A 17,905-nucleotide genomic window follows, 5' to 3' on the forward strand; every position below is an offset into this window, starting at 1 on the left:
CGAGGCCCCCGCAACCATCATCGTAAGGATGATGCGTTGCACGGTGCATGGTTTGCCCGTTAACCTTAAGCCGTCTCGTTGGATGTAGGAAAGCGTAATCGTATGAAAGCGGGATTGATGATGCTGGCGCTGCCGGTCGCGGCGTTGCTCATGGGGGCGGGGCCGGTTCCGCAGGTGCCGGACCTCGGGCCGCAGCTCGAACGCTTCACCTACCCGTGGCCGGTTCAGACGATGGAAGTCGATATCGTCGGAAGTCCTGCGCAGATGGCGTTCATGGATATCGCGCCGCAGCGCCCCAATGGCCGCACGGTCGTCCTGCTCCACGGAAAGAACTTCTGTGGCGCAACCTGGGGCAGCACCGCGCGGGCGCTGAGCGAGGTCGGTTACCGGGTGATCGTCCCCGACCAGATCGGCTTCTGCAAATCGTCGAAGCCCCGCGCGGCACAGTATAGCTTCGAGATGCTGGCGACGTTCACCAAGCGGCTGCTCGAATCGCGCGGCATCACACGGGCGACGATCGTCGGGCATTCGATGGGCGGCATGCTCGCGATGCGGTACGCCATTCTCTACCCGGCGTCCGTCGAGAAGCTGGTGCTCGTCAATCCGCTCGGCCTGAAGGATCGCGGCGAGGAGGGCGTGCCCTATACCGACGTCGACACGCTATGGGCGAACGAGAAGAAGACGAGCTATGCGTCGATCAAGGCGTATCAGCTCGAGAACTATTACCACGGCGTGTGGAAGCCGTCCTACGATCGCTGGGTCTGGATGCAGGCGGGGATGTATCAGGGGGCAGGGCGCGATATCGTGGCGCTCGCGCAGGCCAAGACCAGTGAGATGATCAAGACTCAGCCGGTCGCGCATGAGCTGTACCGGATCACGCCTTCGACCACCTTGATCATCGGGACGCTCGACAAGACCGCGTTCGGCCGGGCGCAAGCGCCAGCGAACTTGCGCAAGTTCCTCGAACCGGTTCCGATGGTCGCGCCGCGGGCGGTGAAACAGATGCCGAATGCGAACCTGGTGATGCTTGAGGGACTGGGTCACTCGCCGCAGGTCGAGGACCCAACGCGATTCGAGAAGACGCTGCTGGCGGTGCTCGGGACGCGATCACGGTAGAGGAGGTGTTGCGATCCTCCCCCGCCAGGGGGAGGTGGCTGGCTCTTGCCAGACGGAGGGGGAGGGGGCGACAACGCAGGTCTCGTGTTCCTCCCCCTCCGTCACCTGCGGTGCCACCCCCCCCTGGCGGGGGAGGATGAGAGAGGTGTCGTCGTCGGATTCGCGTGAGCCATTGTCTCTGCCCACGAAGCCAATCCTTCGCCAGCCCCATCCGATTCCAACCCGTTGACCGCAACCGACTCCTGACCTATAGGCGCGGTCTGTTCTTCGGGAGTGTTTCCCGCCGGGCATGCTTGAACATTGCTGGATGCATTCCAGGACCTGAGGGGTGCTCCCGCGTTCCTATGGTCCTTTTTGTATTCTCAGGCGCCTCATGGCTCCAGCAAAGTAACCACTTGAAAGGTGAAGGCTTCAATGCCGACGATCAACCAGCTGGTCCGCAAGGGCCGCGATCCGCAGAAGGCCAAGTCGAAGGTCCCTGCGATGGAAGCAAATCCGCAGAAGCGTGGCGTTTGCACGCGCGTCTACACGACGACCCCGAAGAAGCCGAACTCGGCTCTGCGCAAGGTGGCCAAGGTTCGCCTGACCAACCAGCGCGAAGTCATCAGCTACATCCCGGGCGAGGGCCACAATCTTCAGGAGCATTCGGTTGTCCTGATCCGTGGCGGTCGTGTCCGCGATCTTCCCGGTGTTCGCTATCACGTCCTGCGCGGCGTGCTCGATACACAGGGTGTGAAGGACCGGCGTCAGTCGCGTTCCAAGTACGGCGCCAAGCGTCCGAAGTAAGCCGGTCAGGTATCTGATCATCAAGGCTGAAGTTTAGAAGGAATACAAAATGGCACGTCGTCGTCGTCCCGAAAAGCGGGTCATCCTGCCTGATCCCAAGTTCGGGGATGAGGTTCTGTCGAAGTTCATGAACAGCGTCATGCTGGACGGCAAGAAGTCCGTCGCAGAGCTGATCGTGTACGGTGCATTCGAAACTGTCGAGCAGCGCGCCAAGCGCGATCCGATCGGCGTTTTCCACGATGCGCTGAACAACGTGAAGCCGGGCATCGAAGTCCGTTCGCGCCGCGTCGGTGGTGCAACGTACCAGGTGCCGGTCGAGGTTCGTCCCGAGCGTGCACAGGCGCTGGCGATTCGCTGGCTGATCGGTGCGGCGCGTTCGCGCAGCGAGAACACGATGGCCGCACGGCTGTCGGGTGAGCTGATGGATGCCGCCAACAACCGTGGCAACGCGGTCAAGAAGCGTGAAGATACGCACCGGATGGCGGAAGCCAACCGTGCATTCTCACACTACCGCTGGTAACAGCGGGCTTCCTGCCGCTGGTAACAGCGGGCTTTGAAGCCTAGCATTGCTATCCGTGTGACGGGCGGTCTTTCGCCTGTCACGCAAACACCTATATATTGGGGAGCCGGCACGTTCGGCTCCCCATATCCTTAAGGAAGCACGATCATGGCCCGCAGCCATCCGCTCGACCGTTACCGCAACATCGGCATCATGGCGCACATCGACGCCGGTAAGACGACGACGACCGAGCGCATCCTCTATTACACCGGCAAGTCCTACAAGATCGGCGAAGTGCACGAAGGCACGGCGACGATGGATTGGATGGAGCAGGAGCAGGAGCGCGGGATCACGATCACGTCGGCTGCGACCACCTGCAAGTGGCGCGCCGAAGAAGGTAAGGGCGAAGAGCACCTTATCAACATCATCGACACGCCTGGCCACGTCGACTTCACGATCGAAGTCGAGCGTTCGCTCCGCGTGCTCGATGGCGCGGTTGCATGCTTCGACGGCGTTGCCGGCGTCGAGCCGCAGTCCGAGACCGTGTGGCGTCAGGCCGACAAGTACGGCGTGCCGCGCATGTGCTTCGTCAACAAGCTCGACCGCACCGGCGCCGATTTCTACTTCTGCGTGAACTCGATCATCGATCGTCTCGGTGCTCGTCCGGCTGTGCTGTATCTTCCGATTGGCATGGAAGGCGGCTTCAAGGGTCTTGTCGATCTCGTCGAGAACCGTGCGATCATCTGGCTCGAAGAGAGCCTTGGTGCGAAGTTCGAATATGCCGAGATCCCTGAGGATCTGGTCGAGAAGGCCGCGAAGTATCGCAGCGAGCTGATCGAGATGGCCGTCGAGCAGGACGATGCCCTCATGGAGGCGTATCTCGAAGGTAACGAGCCGAGCGTCGCCGACCTCAAGAAGCTGATCCGCAAGGGCACGCTGAGCATGGCGTTCGTCCCCGTCGTTTGCGGTTCGGCGTTCAAGAACAAGGGCGTGCAGCCCCTGCTCGACGCTGTCGTCGACTATCTGCCTTCGCCGCTCGACGTTCCCGCGATCCAGGGTCTGAAGCTCGACGGCGTGACGCCGGACGAGCGTCCTTCGTCGGACGACGTTCCGTTCTCGGCGCTGGCGTTCAAGATCATGAACGATCCGTTCGTCGGCACGCTGACCTTCGCCCGCATCTACTCGGGCAAGCTGGAGACCGCATCGCAGGTCACCAACTCGGTCAAGGACAAGAAGGAAAAGGTCGGTCGCATGCTGCTGATGCATGCGAACAGCCGTGAGGACATCCAGGAGGCTTTCGCCGGCGACATCGTCGCTCTCGCGGGTCTCAAGGATACCACGACCGGTGACACGCTCTGCGCGATGAACGCACCGATCATTCTCGAGCGGATGGAATTCCCCGAGCCCGTGATCGAGCTGTCGGTGGAGCCGAAGACCAAGGCCGACCAGGAGAAGATGGGCGTCGCGCTCAATCGTCTCGCACGCGAGGATCCTTCGTTCCGCGTGTCGTCGGACCCCGAGTCGGGCCAGACCATCATCAAGGGCATGGGCGAGCTCCATCTCGAGATCCTGGTCGATCGCATGAAGCGTGAGTTCAAGGTCGAGGCGAACGTCGGCGCTCCTCAGGTCGCATACCGCGAGTATCTGAAGAAGCCGGTCGACGTCGACTACACGCACAAGAAGCAGTCGGGTGGTACCGGCCAGTTCGGTCGCGTGAAGGTCAAGGTCACGCCGGGCGAGCGCGGTTCGGGCATCACGTTCAAGGACGAGATCAAGGGCGGCAACATTCCGAAGGAATATCTGCCTGCGATCGAGAAGGGCTTCCGCGAAACCGCTGCTTCGGGTTCGCTGGTCGGCTTCCCGATCATCGATTTCGAGATCGTGCTGTATGACGGCGCGTATCACGACGTCGACTCGTCGGCACTGGCGTTCGAAATCTGTGCACGTGGCGCGATGCGCGAAGTCGCACAGAAGTCGGGCATCACGCTGCTCGAGCCGGTCATGAAGGTCGAAGTCGTTACCCCGGAGGATTACCTGGGCGACGTCATCGGCGACATGAACAGCCGTCGTGGCCAGATCCAGGGCACCGACAGCCGCGGCAATGCGCAGACGGTCGAGGCGATGGTCCCGCTGGCGAACATGTTCGGCTACGTGAACTCGCTCCGCTCGTTCACGCAGGGTCGCGCGCAGTACTCGATGCAGTTCTCGCACTATGACGAAGTGCCGCAGAACGTTGCTGACGAGGTGAAGGCTAAGCTGGCGTAAGCCCGAGGCGCACCGAGCCAGGTTTTCCTGGCTCGGAGACGCCGAAAGGCCGGCCGGCTTCGGTCAGCGACCGAAGTTCGACGACGCGGAATTCACTTCCGCGTCGGCCTCTCCCCAAGCAGGGGCTGGCGCAACGCTTTAACAGCCGCTATTGGGCCGCGTTCGCGCGGTTCCCGGGGTGGCACCGGAATACGAATCAGAAGGTAGGAAACAATGGCCAAGGCAAAATTTGAGCGGAACAAGCCGCATCTCAACATCGGCACCATCGGTCACGTCGATCATGGCAAGACGTCGCTCACCGCTGCGATCACGAAGGTTTTGGCAGAGACGACCGGCGGTACCGCTGTCGACTTCGCCAACATCGATAAGGCTCCCGAGGAGCGCGAGCGCGGCATCACGATCTCGACCGCACACGTCGAGTACGAGACGGCCAACCGTCACTACGCGCACGTCGATTGCCCGGGCCACGCCGATTATGTGAAGAACATGATCACCGGCGCAGCTCAGATGGACGGCGCGATCCTCGTCGTTTCGGCGACCGATGGCCCGATGCCACAGACCCGTGAGCACATCCTGCTCGCACGCCAGGTCGGCGTGCCCGCAATGGTCGTGTTCATGAACAAGGTCGATCTGGTCGACGACGAGGAAATCCTCGAGCTGGTCGAGATGGAAATCCGCGAGCTGCTCAGCTCGTACGACTTCCCGGGCGACGACATCCCCGTCATCAAGGGTTCGGCTACCTGCGCACTGTCGGGTTCGAACCAGAAGCTCGGCGCCGACGCCGTCACCGAGCTGATGCAGGCCGTCGACGACTACATCCCGCAGCCCGAGCGTCCGCTCGACAAGCCGTTCATGATGCCGATCGAGGACGTGTTCTCGATCTCGGGTCGTGGTACGGTCGTCACCGGCCGCGTCGAGACCGGCATCGTCAAGGTTGGCGAGGAAGTCGAGATCGTCGGCATCCACCCGACCGTCCGCAAGACCACGGTCACGGGCGTCGAGATGTTCCGCAAGCTGCTCGACCAGGGCCAGGCTGGCGATAACGTCGGCGCACTGATCCGCGGCGTTGCACGCGACGAAGTCGAGCGTGGCCAGGTGCTCTGCAAGCCAGGCACGATCAAGCCGCACACCGACTTCAACTCGGAAGTGTACGTGCTGTCGAAGGAAGAGGGTGGCCGTCACACGCCGTTCTTCGCCAACTACCGCCCGCAGTTCTACTTCCGTACGACGGACGTGACCGGCACCGTCGAGCTGCCTGAGGGCACCGAGATGGTCATGCCAGGCGACAATGTGTCGCTCGGCATCAAGCTGATCGCACCGATCGCCATGGACGTGGGCCAGCGCTTCACGATCCGCGAAGGCGGCCGTACCGTCGGTGCAGGCGTCGTGAGCCAGATCGACAAGTAAGCATCGCCTCCTTCGGGAGTTGATCGAAGAGCCCGGCTTCTCGCGAGAGAGGCCGGGCTTTTTCGTGTTTTGGGTGTGCTGGATGTTGGGCATTATTAGCACCTTCGGCTATGGCGGCTGCATTCAGCCTCCTCCATTGCGGATGTGATCAAAGCCGCTCAGGATAGGTTCGATGAACGCGCCAGCTTTGCCGACACGGTACCCTTACTTGCTTCAGGTCATTGCTACCGCAGCGGTCGCAACGAGCTTTGTCCTGGCGGCGGATGCTGTCGATTACAGGGGAATGGCTAACGCCATCGGCATGTTTCTTCCGCCCGTCGCTATCGCGACGCTGCTGAACCGAAGCTGGGATCGACGCATTTTCATGACTATGGCTCTGATTGGCGTATCGCTGCTCACCGGTATCATTGTGGGGGTCAACTTCACCAGCTACAGCTGATTATCAGCTATGTCGCCTCGACGCCGGTAAGCCGACCTGCCGCTTTCCTCCCCAACCTAGGCCATTCTTTCTACCGATGGCGTCTTGTGGCATAAGGGAGACGGAGAACGCATCATGGCATCCATCAAGATATCTTTGCCCGATCCGATGCACGACTATGTGCAGGCGCGGATAGACCGTGGGCAGTACGCTAGCGCTAGCGAGTATGTTCGGGATCTGATTAGTCGCGATCAGGGGAGCGTTGAGGACGAAAAGCGCTGGCTTCGTGACTTGGACGTGTCGGTATCCGATACGCTTGCCGAGATGGGGGCGGGTGGTGGCGTCGAACTCGATGCGGCATGTAACGCAGCACTGGCCGACATTGATGGGCTTGCCCGCTCGTCCCGCGCTTGAAAGTCGTCCTGTCATCGCGTGCAGTCGACGACCTCAAGCGGATCAGCGGCTTCATCGCGCTCGACAACCCGACCCGCGCCGGCTCCTTCGTCGTTGAGCTGCGCGAGGTAGCATTGCGACTCGCCGATGTTCCGTTCGGGTTCCCTTTGGTGCCGCGCTACGAAGCTCACGGTATCCGGCGACGGTCATGGAGGGGCTATGGGATACTGTACTCGGTCTTGCCCGATCGACTGTTCGTCCATCGGATTCTCGGCCCTGGCCAGGATTATGACCGGGCGCTCAGCTTGATCTGATCAAGAGGGGGAGGGCCTCACCCTTGTAGGCCCCATCGCCCGCGGTCTGCGAAAATCGCAGGCTCCCTAGTTGCGTTTTCGCCGACTCTCCCGTAATGGCCCGCCTTCGGTTTAAACATCAACCAGCAAGAGCCCGGAAACGGGCCCGCTCTTTCGCATCGGTAGGGACTATGGACAGCAATATCCGCATTCGTCTGAAGGCGTTCGATCACCGTGTGCTCGATCAGGCCACTGGCGACATCGCCGACACCGCACGCCGCACCGGCGCGCTCATCCGCGGTCCGATTCCCCTTCCGACGCGCATCGAAAAGTTCACCGTGAACCGCGGCCCGCACATCGACAAGAAGTCGCGCGAGCAGTTCGAGGTGCGCACGTACAAGCGTATGCTGGATATCGTCCAGCCGACGCCGCAGACGGTCGATGCGCTGATGAAGCTGGACCTCGCCGCTGGCGTTGACGTCGAGATCAAGCTCGCCTAAGGGCTGGCGCGGCGCGGTCGACCGGTAACGGTCCCGCGCCGTTCGACATTGGGATACCGCCGTCGGTGAAAACCGACGGGGCAGCGTCCCCCGTCACGCTTCCGCACTCGCGGAAGCACCAGCCCGGGACGGGGGCACGTTTCGTATTTACCGGGTTGAACCGACTCCATTCAGGGCTTTTGCCGGGGATGGGGTCAGGTGGACGCATCATGGAGCTCGCTCCGGACATGGTCCGCAAGCCCCCGAGGAATAGTCCGACGGGGCCTCTGTCTAGGAAGGGACAAGATCATGCGTACTGGCGTGATCGCGAAGAAGATGGGGATGACCCGCCTGTTCCAGGAAGATGGTCGGCACGTGCCGGTCACCGTTCTGGCACTCGAAGGCAATCAGGTCGTTTCCGTTCGCGAAATGGATCGTGACGGCTACACTGCCGTCCAGCTTGGTGCAGGTGTCGCCAAGTCGAAGAATGTCGCAAAGCCGCAGCGCGGCCATTTCGGCAAGGCCGAAGTGGAGCCCAAGGCTGTCGTCCATGAGTTCCGCGTGAACGCAGACGGTCTGCTCGACGTCGGCGCCGAGATCTCGGCCGACCATTATGTCGCAGGCCAGATCGTCGATATCCAGGGCAAGACCCAGGGTAAGGGCTTCCAGGGCGGCATGAAGCGTTGGGGCTTCGGCGGTCTGCGGGCAACCCACGGCGTGTCGGTCTCGCACCGTTCGCTCGGTTCGACCGGTCAGCGCCAGGATCCGGGCAAGGTCTTCAAGAACAAGAAGATGGCCGGCCACATGGGCGACAAGTATCGCACCCAGCAGAACCTCGAGATCGTATCGACGGACGTCGAGCGTGGCCTCCTGTTCGTCAAGGGTTCGGTTCCTGGCTCCAAGGGCGGCTGGCTCTTCGTCAAGGACTCGGTGAAGGTCGCGCGCCACGCCGACGCACCGTTCCCCGCCGGTCTCAAGACCGCAAACAGCAACACCGCAGCAGACACGCCGGCCGAAACGACCGACGGACCTGCAGCCGACGGCCAGGAGGGCTGAGCGTGAAGATCAAGGTTTCATCTTTCGCTGGCACTGACGCAGCGGACATCGAGCTCAACGACGAGGTCTTCGGCCTCGATCCGCGCGCCGACATCCTGCACCGTGTCGTCACCTGGCAGCTCGAGAAGCGTCGCGAGACGGCTCGTGGCACCCGTGAGCGCGCAGACGTCGCCCGCACCGGCAAGAAGTTCGGTCGCCAGAAGGGCGGCGGTACGGCTCGTCACGGCGATCGTCGCGCACCTGTGTTCATCGGTGGTGGTAAGGCTCACGGCGCACGCGTCCGTGATTTCAACCCGTCGCTGAACAAGAAGGTTCGCTCGCTCGGCCTGCGGATGGCTCTCAGCAGCCACGCCAAGGCGGGTTCGCTGGTCATCATGGACAGCCTGGCTGTCGAGGGTGGCAAGACCAAGACGCTGCAGGGCGATCTCGCAAAGCTCGGCTTCGGCAAGCGTGCGCTCGTCATCGACGGCGACATGGTCGACACCAGCTTCGCATTCGCTGCGGGCAACCTGTACGAAGTGAACGTCATGCCGGCTGCCGGCGCGAACGTTTACGACATCCTGAAGCATGACACGCTGGTGCTGACGCGCGCCGCTGTCGAAAAGCTGGAGGCGCGCTTCCATGGCTAAGAAGCAGAAGGCGGGCATCGATAATCGTCATTACGACGTTATCCTCGCCCCGCACATCACCGAGAAGACGACGACCCTGTCGGAGTTCAACGCGGTTGTGTTCAAGGTATCGAACGATGCCACGAAGCCCGAGATCAAGGCGGCCGTAGAGGCGCTGTTCGACGTGAACGTCGTCGGCGTGAACACGCTCGTCCAGAAGGGCAAGACCAAGAAGTGGAAGGGCACGAACTACTCGCGCTCCGACATGAAAAAGGCAATCGTGACGTTGAAGGACGGTCAGTCCATCGACGTGACGACGGGGATCTGAGGCCATGGCACTCAAGCATTATAATCCGACATCGCCGGCACGCCGCGGTCTCATCCTGGTCGACAAGTCGTCGCTCTGGAAGGGTCGCCCCGTCAAGGCGTTGACCGAAGGTAAGCACAAGACCGGCGGTCGTAACAACAAGGGCCATGTGACCTCGCGCGGCATCGCCGGCGGTCACAAGCAGAAGTACCGCTACATCGACTTCAAGCGTCGCAAGTGGGACGTCGAGGGCACCGTCGAGCGGATCGAGTATGATCCCAACCGCACCGCGTTCATCGCCTTGGTCAAGTACCCGGACGAGGAACTCGCCTACATCCTGGCGCCACAGCGTCTGGCGGTCGGCGACAAGGTCCTCGCGGCCAAGAAGACCGACGTGAAGCCAGGCAATGCCATGGAACTCGGTCAGATGCCGGTCGGCACCATCGTGCACAACGTGGAGATGAAGCCGATGAAGGGTGGCCAGATCGCCCGTTCGGCCGGCACGTACGTGCAGGTCGTCGGTCGCGACAAGGGCATGGTGATGGTCCGCCTGAACTCGGGCGAGCAGCGCTACATCCGAAGCGATTGCATGGCGACGGTTGGCGCGGTCTCGAACCCCGACAATCAGAACCAGAACCTGGGCAAGGCAGGTCGTTCGCGCTGGATGGGTATCCGTCCTCTGACGCGCGGCGTCGCCAAGAACCCGGTCGACCATCCGCACGGCGGTGGTGAAGGCCGTACCTCGGGTGGCCGTCATCCGGTTACGCCTTGGGGCAAGCCGACGAAGGGTGCGCGCACGCGTCATAACAAGTCGACCGACAAGATGATCATCCGGTCGCGTCATTCGACGAAGAGGAAGGGCTAACATGGCTCGTTCAGTCTGGAAGGGCCCCTTCGTGGACCTTCATCTGCTCAAGAAGGCAGAAACCGCCCAGGACACCAACGCGCGTTCGCCGATCAAGACTTGGTCGCGTCGCTCGACGATCCTGCCGTCGTTCGTGGGTCTCACGTTCAACGTCTATAACGGCCGCAAGTTCGTGCCCGTCTCGGTCAACGAAGACATGGTCGGCATGAAGCTCGGTGAGTTCGCGCCCACGCGCTACTTCCCCGGCCACTCCGCCGACAAGAAGGGCAAGCGCTGATGTCTAAGCAAGTCAGCCCGCGCAAGGTCGCGGACAACGAGGCGCTTTCGGTCGGTACGCAGATCCGTGGTTCCGCGCAGAAGCTCGGCCTCGTGGCTGCGCTGATCCGTGGCAAGAAGGTCGGCGATGCGATGAACATCCTCGCCTTCTCTACCAAGGGCATGGCGATCGAAGCGCGCAAGGTGCTGGCCTCGGCCATCGCCAACGCCGAGAACAACCATAACCTCGACGTCGACGCCCTCGTCGTCGCCGAGGCTTCGGTCGGCAAGTCGATCACGATGAAGCGCTTCGCTACCCGCGGCCGCGGCAAGTCGACCCGCATTCTCAAGCCATTCAGCCGTCTGCGCATCGTCGTGCGCGAGCAGGAAGAAGCATAATGGGTCAGAAGAGCAACCCCATCGGTCTGCGTCTGCAGATCAACCGTACCTGGGATAGCCGCTGGTACGCAGAAGGCGCCGACTATGGTCGGCTCCTGCTCGAGGATCTCAAGATCCGCGCATTCATCATGAAGACGCTGCCGCAGGCCGCGATCTCCAAGGTGGTCATCGAGCGTCCGGCCAAGCTGGCCCGCATCTCCATCTTCGCTGCACGCCCCGGCGTGATCATCGGCAAGAAGGGTGCGGACATCGAGAAGCTGCGTTCGACGATCGGCAAGATGACGTCGTCGACCGTGTCGTTGAACATCGTCGAGATCCGCAAGCCGGAAGTCGATGCGCGTCTCGTCGCGCAGGGCATCGCCGATCAGCTCGAGCGTCGTATCGCCTTCCGCCGCGCCATGAAGCGTGCGGTCCAGTCGGCGATGCGTCTCGGTGCCGAAGGCATCCGGGTGAACTGCGGTGGCCGTCTTGGCGGCGCCGAGATCGCACGGTCGGAGAGCTATCGTGAGGGTCGGGTTCCGTTGCACACGCTGCGCGCGAACATCGATTATGCCGAGGCTACGGCGCACACGTCCTACGGCGTTTGCGGCGTGAAGGTCTGGGTCTTCAAGGGCGAGATTCTCGGCAACGATCCGACGTCGTACGACCGCATCATGATGGAGGCTCAGACCTCCGGCGTGCGGCCGCAGCGCGACGATCGTCGCTAAGGGGCAGGAACAGACATGCTGCAACCAAAAAAGACCAAGTTCCGGAAGGCCTTCAAGGGCAAGATTTCGGGCGACGCCAAGAGTGGCTTTTCGCTCAATTTCGGCTCCTACGGCCTCAAGGCGATGGAACCCGACCGGATCACCGCACGCCAGATCGAGGCGGCCCGCCGCGCGATCACGCGTCACATGAAGCGCCAGGGGCGTTTGTGGATCCGCATTTTCCCAGACCTTCCGGTCTCGGGAAAGCCAGCCGAAGTCCGCATGGGTAAGGGCAAGGGCGCGCCGGAATACTGGGCCGCTCGCGTCAAGCCGGGTCGGATCCTGTTCGAGCTCGACGGCGTCGACGGCAAGATCGCCGCCGAGGCGTTCGAGCGGGCGGCCATGAAGCTGCCGATCAAGGTAAAGGTCGTTGCCCGCCTGGGCGACACCTCGCATCTGGGAGGCGAGTAAGATCATGGCTCGTATCGACGACATGAAGACCAAGAGCGACGACCAGCTGTCGGAGTCGCTCGGCGAACTGAAGCGCGAGCAGTTCAACCTGCGCTTCCAGGCCGCCACGAACCAGCTCGAAAAGCCGAGCCGCGTTCGTGAGGTCCGCCGCGACATCGCTCGCATCAAGACCCTGCAGGCTCAGCGCACCAGCGCTGAAGCCGCGAAGTAAGGAACGTATCATGCCGAAGCGCGTGCTGACCGGTCTGGTCGTGTCCGACAAGGGCGACAAGACGGTGGTCGTGAACGTCGAACGTAAGGTGAAGCACCCGCTCTACGGGAAGATCATCCGTCGCTCGAAGAAGTATCATGCTCATGACGAGAGCAACGAGTTCAAGCAGGGTGAGACCGTGCGGATCGAAGAGACCGCACCGATCTCCAAGTTGAAGACCTGGAAGGTGATCGAGCGGGTCAACACCCACGCGACGCCGGAGCGGGCTTCGGCCGAAGGCTGAACTGGTACGCTCCAAATCCCGTCTTCCCAGCGAAAGCTGGGATCTCGTGGTGAAGGGCGATCGGCTCGAACAGGGATACCCCAGCTTTCGCTGGGGTGACGGGTTTGAGTTAAGAGGGCAGGGGGGCAACTCCCTGCGCTCTTGTTTTCGTAAACGGGAACGGCTAAGCGGCCGCTCCTCCCCGCTGCGGTTCGTCCGTGGCGGGGTGATTTTTTAGGCGGGGTTCGGTCGGTATCGACCCCAGAGACAGAGAAGGGATACGGATCCATGATCCAGATGCAGTCCAATCTCGACGTCGCTGACAACAGCGGCGCGAAGCGGGTGCAGTGCATCAAGGTGCTTGGGGGTTCCAAGCGTCGTGTTGCAGGCGTTGGCGACATCATCGTCGTCAGCATCAAGGAAGCGCAGCCACGTGGCCGTGTGAAGAAGGGCGACGTTCACCGCGCGGTGATCGTGCGTACCGCCAAGGATATCCGCCGTGCAGACGGTACGGTCATCCGCTTCGACGGCAATGCCGCGGTGCTGGTCAACAAGAACGAGGAGCCAATCGGCACCCGTATCTTCGGCCCAGTCGTTCGCGAGCTGCGCGGCAAGAAGCACATGAAGATCATCAGCCTCGCGCCGGAGGTGCTGTAATGGCGTCGCAGCGTATCAAGAAGGGTGACAAGGTCATCGTCCTGTCCGGCAAGGACAAGGGCAAGACCGGTGAAGTCACCGTCTCCATGCCGAAGACCGACAAGGTCGTCGTATCGGGCGTCAACATCGCCGTGCGCCACACCAAGCCGACTCAGGGTGACCCGCAGGGTGGCCTGATCCGCAAGGAAGCACCGATGCACGTTTCGAAGGTCGCGCACGTGACCGCCGACGGCAAGCCGACCCGCGTCCGCTTCGAGGAGCAGGACGGCAAGAAGGTCCGCGTCGCCGTCAAGACCGGGGAGAAGATCAATGGTTGATCAGAACACTGGCGCTGAGAACACCGGCACCGAGGCAGTCTACGTTGCGCGCATGCGCAAGCTGTACGACGAGACGATCATCAAGGCGATGACCGAGAAGTTCGGTTATAAGAACGTCATGGAGATCCCGCGGCTCGACAAGATCGTGCTGAACATGGGCGTCGGCGAAGCCACGCAGGACAAGAAGAAGGTCGACCAGGCTGCTTCCGAAATGGAGCTGATCGCCGGCCAGAAGCCTGTCGTGACGAAGGCCAAGAAGTCGATCGCACAGTTCAAGCTGCGTGAAGGTATGCCGATCGGCGTGAAGGTCACCCTTCGCCGCGAGCGCATGTACGAGTTTCTCGACCGTTTCATCACGATCGCTCTTCCCCGCGTCCGCGATTTCCGCGGGCTCAACCCGAAGAGCTTCGATGGCCGTGGCAACTATGCCTGCGGTATCAAGGAGCAGATCGTGTTCCCAGAAATCAGCTATGACCGGGTCGACAAGGTCCGCGGCATGGATGTGATCGTGACGACGACCGCAAAGACCGACGACGAGGCTCGCGAGCTTCTGCGTCTGTTCGGTTTCCCGTTCCCGATCGAAGACGACGCTGCCGACGAGAAGAAGGCAGCTTAAGTAACTCCCTCTCCTCTCGGGGAGAGGGTTGGGGTGAGGGGGAGTGAGTCTCCCTCGCCCCGCCCGAAAACTGGAGGCGCGGTCCTGCTGGGCTGCCCCTCACCCCGACCCTCTCCCCGGAGGGGCGAGGGGGCAGAAGAAAGAAAGAACTTAAGTCGATGGCGAAACTGAGTTCAGTCAACAAGAACGAGCGCCGCAAGCGCATGGTCAAGCAGTATGCCCCGAAGTACGCGGCACTGAAGGCAATCGCAGCGGACAAGACGCTCGACGACGGTGAGCGTCTGATCGCTCGCCTCAAGATGGCGGCACTGCCGCGCAACGCGAACCCGACCCGCATCCGTAACCGGTGCGAGCTGACCGGTCGCCCGCGCGCCTATTACCGCAAGTTCCGGCTCTGCCGTATTCAGCTGCGCGATCTGGCCAACAAGGGCCTCATCCCCGGCGTCACGAAGTCGAGCTGGTAAGGACTAAATCATGGCAGTGACCGATCCCCTGGGTGATTTGCTCACCCGTATCCGTAATGGCCAGCGCGCGAAGAAGGACTCCGTCCTCACGCCGGCGTCGAAGCTGCGCGTCCGCGTGCTCGATGTTCTGCAGCGCGAAGGCTATATCCGTGGCTATAGCGAAGAGCAGATGGGCCCCGCGGCCGGCCTTCGCATCGAGCTGAAGTATTTCGAGGGCCAGCCTGCGATCAAGCATGTCGCGCGCGTCTCGAAGCCCGGCCGTCGCGTCTATTCCGGCTCGCAGGAACTCCCGCGCGTCCGTAACGGCCTCGGCATCACCATCGTCTCGACGCCCCGCGGCGTGCTGTCTGATTCCGAAGCACGCGAGCAGAACGTTGGCGGCGAAGTCCTCGCGGAGGTGTTCTGATGAGCCGCATTGGTAAGAAGCCGGTCACCGTACCGGCAGGCATCACGCCGACCATCGAGAACAAGCAGCTGACGATGAAGGGCCCCAAGGGTACCCTCAAGATGCCGCTTCGCGACGAGATCAGCTACACGATCGAAGACGGCGGCATTTCGGTGCAGCCGGCCAACGATACCAAGCGCGCTCGCGCGTTCTGGGGCATGCAGCGGACCATGGTGCAGAACCTGGTCACCGGCGTGTCGGAAGGCTTCACCAAGAAGCTGCTGATCACCGGCGTCGGCTATCGTGCCGCCGCGCAGGGTCGCAACCTCAAGCTGCAGCTCGGCTACAGTCACGACGTCAACATCGACGTGCCGGAGGGGATCGAAGTCAAGACCCCCGACAACACGACGATCGAGATCTCGGGTTCGGACAAGCAGATGGTCGGTCAGCTGGCCGCGGAAATTCGTCAGTGGCGCAAGCCCGAGCCTTACAAGGGCAAGGGTATCAAGTACGACGGCGAGTTCATCTTCCGCAAGGAAGGAAAGAAGAAGTAATGACCAAGGGACTTTCTCTTTTCGCCAAGCGGCGTCGCCGCAACCGTACCGCGCTCCGCGCACGTGCAGGCACCCGTCCGCGGTTGTCGGTGCATCGCTCGGGCAAGCACATCTATGCCCAGGTGATCGACGATGCCGCTGGCACGACGGTCGCATCGGCCTCGACGCTGGAGAAGGACGTGCGCGGCACGTCCGGCGCCAACATCGACGCGGCGACATCGGTCGGCAAGCGCGTCGCCGAGGCTGCCAAGGCAGCGGGCGTGACCCAGGTCGTGTTCGATCGCGGCGGCTTCCTCTACCACGGTCGCGTGAAGGCTCTTGCCGATGCCGCGCGCGAAGCCGGATTGGAGTTCTAAGACATGGCTGACGAAAACAACACGCCGGCAGTAATCGCTCCCGAGACGACCGCCCAGGACGTCACGGCTCAGAACGTTCCGCAGAGCACTGGCTACCAGGGCAACAACGGCGGCGGTCGCGGTCGCGGCGGTCCCGGTGGCGGCGGCGGCGGTGGTCGTGGTGGCCCCGGTGGCAACCGCAGCGGTGGCCCAGGCGGCAATCGCGGTGGTCGCGACGGCGGTCGCGGTCGCGACAATCGTGGTGGTCGTCCGGGTGCGGACGATGGCGGCGAAGAGCTGATCGAGAAGCTGGTGCACATCAACCGCGTCTCGAAGACGGTCAAGGGCGGTAAGCGCTTCGGCTTCGCAGCGCTTGTCGTCGTCGGCGACGGCAAGGGTCGTGCAGGCTTCGGTCATGGCAAGGCACGCGAAGTGCCGGAAGCCATCTCGAAGGCGACGGCTGCTGCCAAGAAGAAGATGGTTCGCGTTCCGTTGAAGGACGGTCGCACGCTGCATCATGACGGCAACGGTCACTTCGGTGCCGGCAAGGTCACGCTGCGGTCGGCGCCTCAGGGTACGGGCATCATCGCCGGTGGCCCGATGCGCGCAGTCTTCGAATCGCTGGGCGTTGCGGACGTCGTGACCAAGTCGGTCGGCACGTCGAACCCCTACAACATGATCCGCGCCACGTTCGAGGCCCTTGGCGAGCAGACTTCGCCCAAGGCCGTCGCACAGCGTCGCGGCAAGAAGATCGCCGACCTGCTCGGCCATGGTGGTTCGAAGACCGCCGAGGCCGATGCAGCTGCGATCACGGAGTAAGCGATCATGGCAACCATCAAGATCACGCAGACCGGTTCGCCGATCCGCCGCGAGAAGGATCAGCGCGCAACGCTGATCGGTCTCGGTCTCAACAAGATGCACAAGACCCGCGAGCTGGAAGACAGCCCAGAGGTCCGCGGCATGATCCGCAAGGTGCAGCACATGGTGTCGGTCGAAGGCTGAGCCTTCACGACCCACGTGACAAATACCGGGAAGGGGGCTAACGGCCCCCTTTCTTATTACAGATTCTAATTCAACCAGCGCGTAACAAGCGAAAGCGAGTGCATTACCATGAAGCTCAACGAACTCCGCGATAACGAAGGTGCCCGTAAGTCCAAGATGCGCGTCGGACGCGGCATCGGCTCGGGCAAGGGCAAGACCGCAGGCCGCGGCCAGAAGGGCCAGAAGAGCCGCGAGGGCGTGTCCATCGCCGGCTTCGAAGGCGGCCAGATGCCCCTGCACATGCGTCTGCCTAAGCGCGGCTTCAACAACATCTTCCGCAAGGACTTCGCAGAGGTCAACCTCGGCGCGATCCAGCTCGCGGTCGACGCCGGCAAGATCGAGGCGAACGCCACGCTCGACCACGACGCGCTGAAGGCCGCTGGCCTGGCACGCGGCGGCAAGGACGGCGTCCGCCTCCTCGCCAAGGGCGAGCTGACCACGGTCCTCTCGTTCACCGTCGACGGCGCGTCGAAGGGCGCGATCGAGGCGGTCGAGAAGATCGGCGGCAAGGTCGAGGTGATCCACTTCGTCCCCGCAGCCGAGAAGGCTGCCGCCAAGAAGGGCGTGAAGTACAAGGAGCGTGCGGCGCACAAGGCGTCGTTCAAGGCCTGACCTTGATGGGGGAGGGGGTGCCGAGTGCGCCTCCTCCCTTTTCGTTTGTGGCGTCGGAGACGCCCCGCCTCGGCAACCCTCGCCATCTCTCTCCATCCCGTTCGTGCCGAGTAGAGGTCGAGCGCAGTCGAGAACTCGTATCGAGGTA

At 62.4% G+C, this 17,905-nt stretch carries 29 protein-coding genes; all 29 read left to right on the forward strand.

The window, feature by feature from the left end; genetic code table 11:
* Positions 1 to 102 precede the first annotated feature (102 nt).
* Entirely contained in the window at positions 103 to 1,116 is a 1,014-nt protein-coding gene (locus ASG20_RS01360) for an alpha/beta fold hydrolase (protein ID WP_056047597.1), read from the forward strand.
* Positions 1,117 to 1,530: 414 nt separating this feature from the next.
* Positions 1,531 to 1,902 (forward strand): 30S ribosomal protein S12, encoded by a 372-nt coding sequence (gene rpsL, locus ASG20_RS01365; RefSeq protein WP_010164594.1) that lies wholly within the window; start codon positions 1,531 to 1,533, stop codon positions 1,900 to 1,902.
* Between the two features lie 49 nt (positions 1,903 to 1,951).
* Entirely contained in the window at positions 1,952 to 2,422 is a 471-nt protein-coding gene (gene rpsG / locus ASG20_RS01370; protein WP_055872660.1) for a 30S ribosomal protein S7, read from the forward strand.
* A 147-nt stretch (positions 2,423 to 2,569) separates the two neighbouring features.
* A complete protein-coding gene (gene fusA / locus ASG20_RS01375) occupies positions 2,570 to 4,666 on the forward strand; it encodes an elongation factor G (protein WP_056047600.1) in 2,097 nt (698 codons plus the stop codon).
* Positions 4,667 to 4,879: 213 nt separating this feature from the next.
* Positions 4,880 to 6,073, forward strand: a complete 1,194-nt coding sequence (gene tuf / locus ASG20_RS01380) for an elongation factor Tu (protein ID WP_031393767.1) — start codon at positions 4,880 to 4,882, stop codon at positions 6,071 to 6,073.
* A 172-nt stretch (positions 6,074 to 6,245) separates the two neighbouring features.
* The gene (locus ASG20_RS01385; RefSeq protein WP_056047603.1) at positions 6,246 to 6,512 is read left to right on the forward strand and encodes a hypothetical protein; all 267 of its coding nucleotides are present in this window, start codon (positions 6,246 to 6,248) and stop codon (positions 6,510 to 6,512) included.
* 114 nt (positions 6,513 to 6,626) lie between these two features.
* Positions 6,627 to 6,905 (forward strand): ribbon-helix-helix domain-containing protein, encoded by a 279-nt coding sequence (locus tag ASG20_RS01390; protein ID WP_056047607.1) that lies wholly within the window; start codon positions 6,627 to 6,629, stop codon positions 6,903 to 6,905.
* Positions 6,902 to 7,198, forward strand: a complete 297-nt coding sequence (locus ASG20_RS01395; RefSeq protein ID WP_056047609.1) for a type II toxin-antitoxin system RelE/ParE family toxin — start codon at positions 6,902 to 6,904, stop codon at positions 7,196 to 7,198. The genes ASG20_RS01390 and ASG20_RS01395 overlap by 4 nt, the downstream gene beginning before the upstream one ends.
* 170 nt (positions 7,199 to 7,368) lie before the next feature.
* On the forward strand, positions 7,369 to 7,677 hold the full coding sequence (rpsJ, locus tag ASG20_RS01400) for a 30S ribosomal protein S10 (protein ID WP_007406109.1): 309 nt from the start codon (positions 7,369 to 7,371) through the stop codon (positions 7,675 to 7,677).
* Between the two features lie 288 nt (positions 7,678 to 7,965).
* Complete coding sequence (rplC, locus tag ASG20_RS01405; RefSeq protein WP_056047613.1) at positions 7,966 to 8,712, forward strand: 50S ribosomal protein L3; 747 nt, start codon at positions 7,966 to 7,968, stop codon at positions 8,710 to 8,712.
* Between the two features lie 2 nt (positions 8,713 to 8,714).
* Positions 8,715 to 9,341, forward strand: a complete 627-nt coding sequence (gene rplD / locus ASG20_RS01410; protein WP_056047616.1) for a 50S ribosomal protein L4 — start codon at positions 8,715 to 8,717, stop codon at positions 9,339 to 9,341.
* Positions 9,334 to 9,648: a 50S ribosomal protein L23 gene (locus ASG20_RS01415; protein WP_056047618.1), complete on the forward strand. Its 315-nt coding sequence runs from the start codon at positions 9,334 to 9,336 to the stop codon at positions 9,646 to 9,648. Before rplD ends, ASG20_RS01415 begins: the two co-directional genes overlap by 8 nt.
* Before the next feature lie 4 nt (positions 9,649 to 9,652).
* Entirely contained in the window at positions 9,653 to 10,492 is an 840-nt protein-coding gene (gene rplB, locus ASG20_RS01420) for a 50S ribosomal protein L2 (protein ID WP_055872649.1), read from the forward strand.
* A 1-nt stretch (position 10,493) separates the two neighbouring features.
* Positions 10,494 to 10,769, forward strand: a complete 276-nt coding sequence (gene rpsS / locus ASG20_RS01425) for a 30S ribosomal protein S19 (protein WP_031393761.1) — start codon at positions 10,494 to 10,496, stop codon at positions 10,767 to 10,769.
* Positions 10,769 to 11,146, forward strand: a complete 378-nt coding sequence (gene rplV / locus ASG20_RS01430) for a 50S ribosomal protein L22 (RefSeq protein WP_056047621.1) — start codon at positions 10,769 to 10,771, stop codon at positions 11,144 to 11,146. Before rpsS ends, rplV begins: the two co-directional genes overlap by 1 nt.
* Positions 11,146 to 11,853 (forward strand): 30S ribosomal protein S3, encoded by a 708-nt coding sequence (gene rpsC / locus ASG20_RS01435; RefSeq protein ID WP_055872646.1) that lies wholly within the window; start codon positions 11,146 to 11,148, stop codon positions 11,851 to 11,853. The genes rplV and rpsC overlap by 1 nt, the downstream gene beginning before the upstream one ends.
* Before the next feature lie 15 nt (positions 11,854 to 11,868).
* Entirely contained in the window at positions 11,869 to 12,303 is a 435-nt protein-coding gene (gene rplP, locus ASG20_RS01440; RefSeq protein WP_031393758.1) for a 50S ribosomal protein L16, read from the forward strand.
* A gap of 4 nt (positions 12,304 to 12,307) precedes the next feature.
* On the forward strand, positions 12,308 to 12,514 hold the full coding sequence (rpmC, locus tag ASG20_RS01445) for a 50S ribosomal protein L29 (RefSeq protein WP_055872644.1): 207 nt from the start codon (positions 12,308 to 12,310) through the stop codon (positions 12,512 to 12,514).
* 10 nt (positions 12,515 to 12,524) lie between these two features.
* Positions 12,525 to 12,797, forward strand: coding sequence for a 30S ribosomal protein S17 (rpsQ, locus tag ASG20_RS01450; RefSeq protein ID WP_031393756.1), 273 nt, complete (start codon positions 12,525 to 12,527; stop codon positions 12,795 to 12,797).
* Between the two features lie 267 nt (positions 12,798 to 13,064).
* Positions 13,065 to 13,433: a 50S ribosomal protein L14 gene (gene rplN, locus ASG20_RS01455; RefSeq protein WP_031393755.1), complete on the forward strand. Its 369-nt coding sequence runs from the start codon at positions 13,065 to 13,067 to the stop codon at positions 13,431 to 13,433.
* A complete protein-coding gene (gene rplX, locus ASG20_RS01460) occupies positions 13,433 to 13,750 on the forward strand; it encodes a 50S ribosomal protein L24 (protein WP_056047623.1) in 318 nt (105 codons plus the stop codon). Before rplN ends, rplX begins: the two co-directional genes overlap by 1 nt.
* A 52-nt stretch (positions 13,751 to 13,802) precedes the next feature.
* Positions 13,803 to 14,366 carry a 50S ribosomal protein L5 gene (gene rplE, locus ASG20_RS01465; protein WP_082441396.1) on the forward strand — a complete coding sequence of 188 codons (564 nt, stop codon included), beginning with the start codon at positions 13,803 to 13,805 and terminating at the stop codon, positions 14,364 to 14,366.
* Positions 14,367 to 14,524: 158 nt separating this feature from the next.
* Positions 14,525 to 14,830, forward strand: a complete 306-nt coding sequence (rpsN, locus tag ASG20_RS01470; protein ID WP_056015537.1) for a 30S ribosomal protein S14 — start codon at positions 14,525 to 14,527, stop codon at positions 14,828 to 14,830.
* A 10-nt stretch (positions 14,831 to 14,840) separates the two neighbouring features.
* Positions 14,841 to 15,236, forward strand: coding sequence for a 30S ribosomal protein S8 (gene rpsH, locus ASG20_RS01475; RefSeq protein ID WP_031393751.1), 396 nt, complete (start codon positions 14,841 to 14,843; stop codon positions 15,234 to 15,236).
* Entirely contained in the window at positions 15,236 to 15,769 is a 534-nt protein-coding gene (gene rplF, locus ASG20_RS01480; RefSeq protein ID WP_056047628.1) for a 50S ribosomal protein L6, read from the forward strand. The genes rpsH and rplF overlap by 1 nt, the downstream gene beginning before the upstream one ends.
* Positions 15,769 to 16,125, forward strand: a complete 357-nt coding sequence (gene rplR / locus ASG20_RS01485; RefSeq protein ID WP_031393749.1) for a 50S ribosomal protein L18 — start codon at positions 15,769 to 15,771, stop codon at positions 16,123 to 16,125. The genes rplF and rplR overlap by 1 nt, the downstream gene beginning before the upstream one ends.
* Positions 16,126 to 16,128: 3 nt before the next feature.
* Positions 16,129 to 16,923: a 30S ribosomal protein S5 gene (gene rpsE, locus ASG20_RS01490; RefSeq protein WP_060524133.1), complete on the forward strand. Its 795-nt coding sequence runs from the start codon at positions 16,129 to 16,131 to the stop codon at positions 16,921 to 16,923.
* 6 nt (positions 16,924 to 16,929) lie between these two features.
* Entirely contained in the window at positions 16,930 to 17,106 is a 177-nt protein-coding gene (gene rpmD, locus ASG20_RS01495; protein WP_055872633.1) for a 50S ribosomal protein L30, read from the forward strand.
* A gap of 108 nt (positions 17,107 to 17,214) precedes the next feature.
* Positions 17,215 to 17,757 (forward strand): 50S ribosomal protein L15, encoded by a 543-nt coding sequence (gene rplO / locus ASG20_RS01500; protein WP_056047631.1) that lies wholly within the window; start codon positions 17,215 to 17,217, stop codon positions 17,755 to 17,757.
* The last annotated feature ends 148 nt before the right edge of the window (positions 17,758 to 17,905 follow it).

The sequence above is a fragment of the Sphingomonas sp. Leaf198 genome (genome assembly GCF_001424005.1).
GTDB lineage: Bacteria > Pseudomonadota > Alphaproteobacteria > Sphingomonadales > Sphingomonadaceae > Sphingomonas.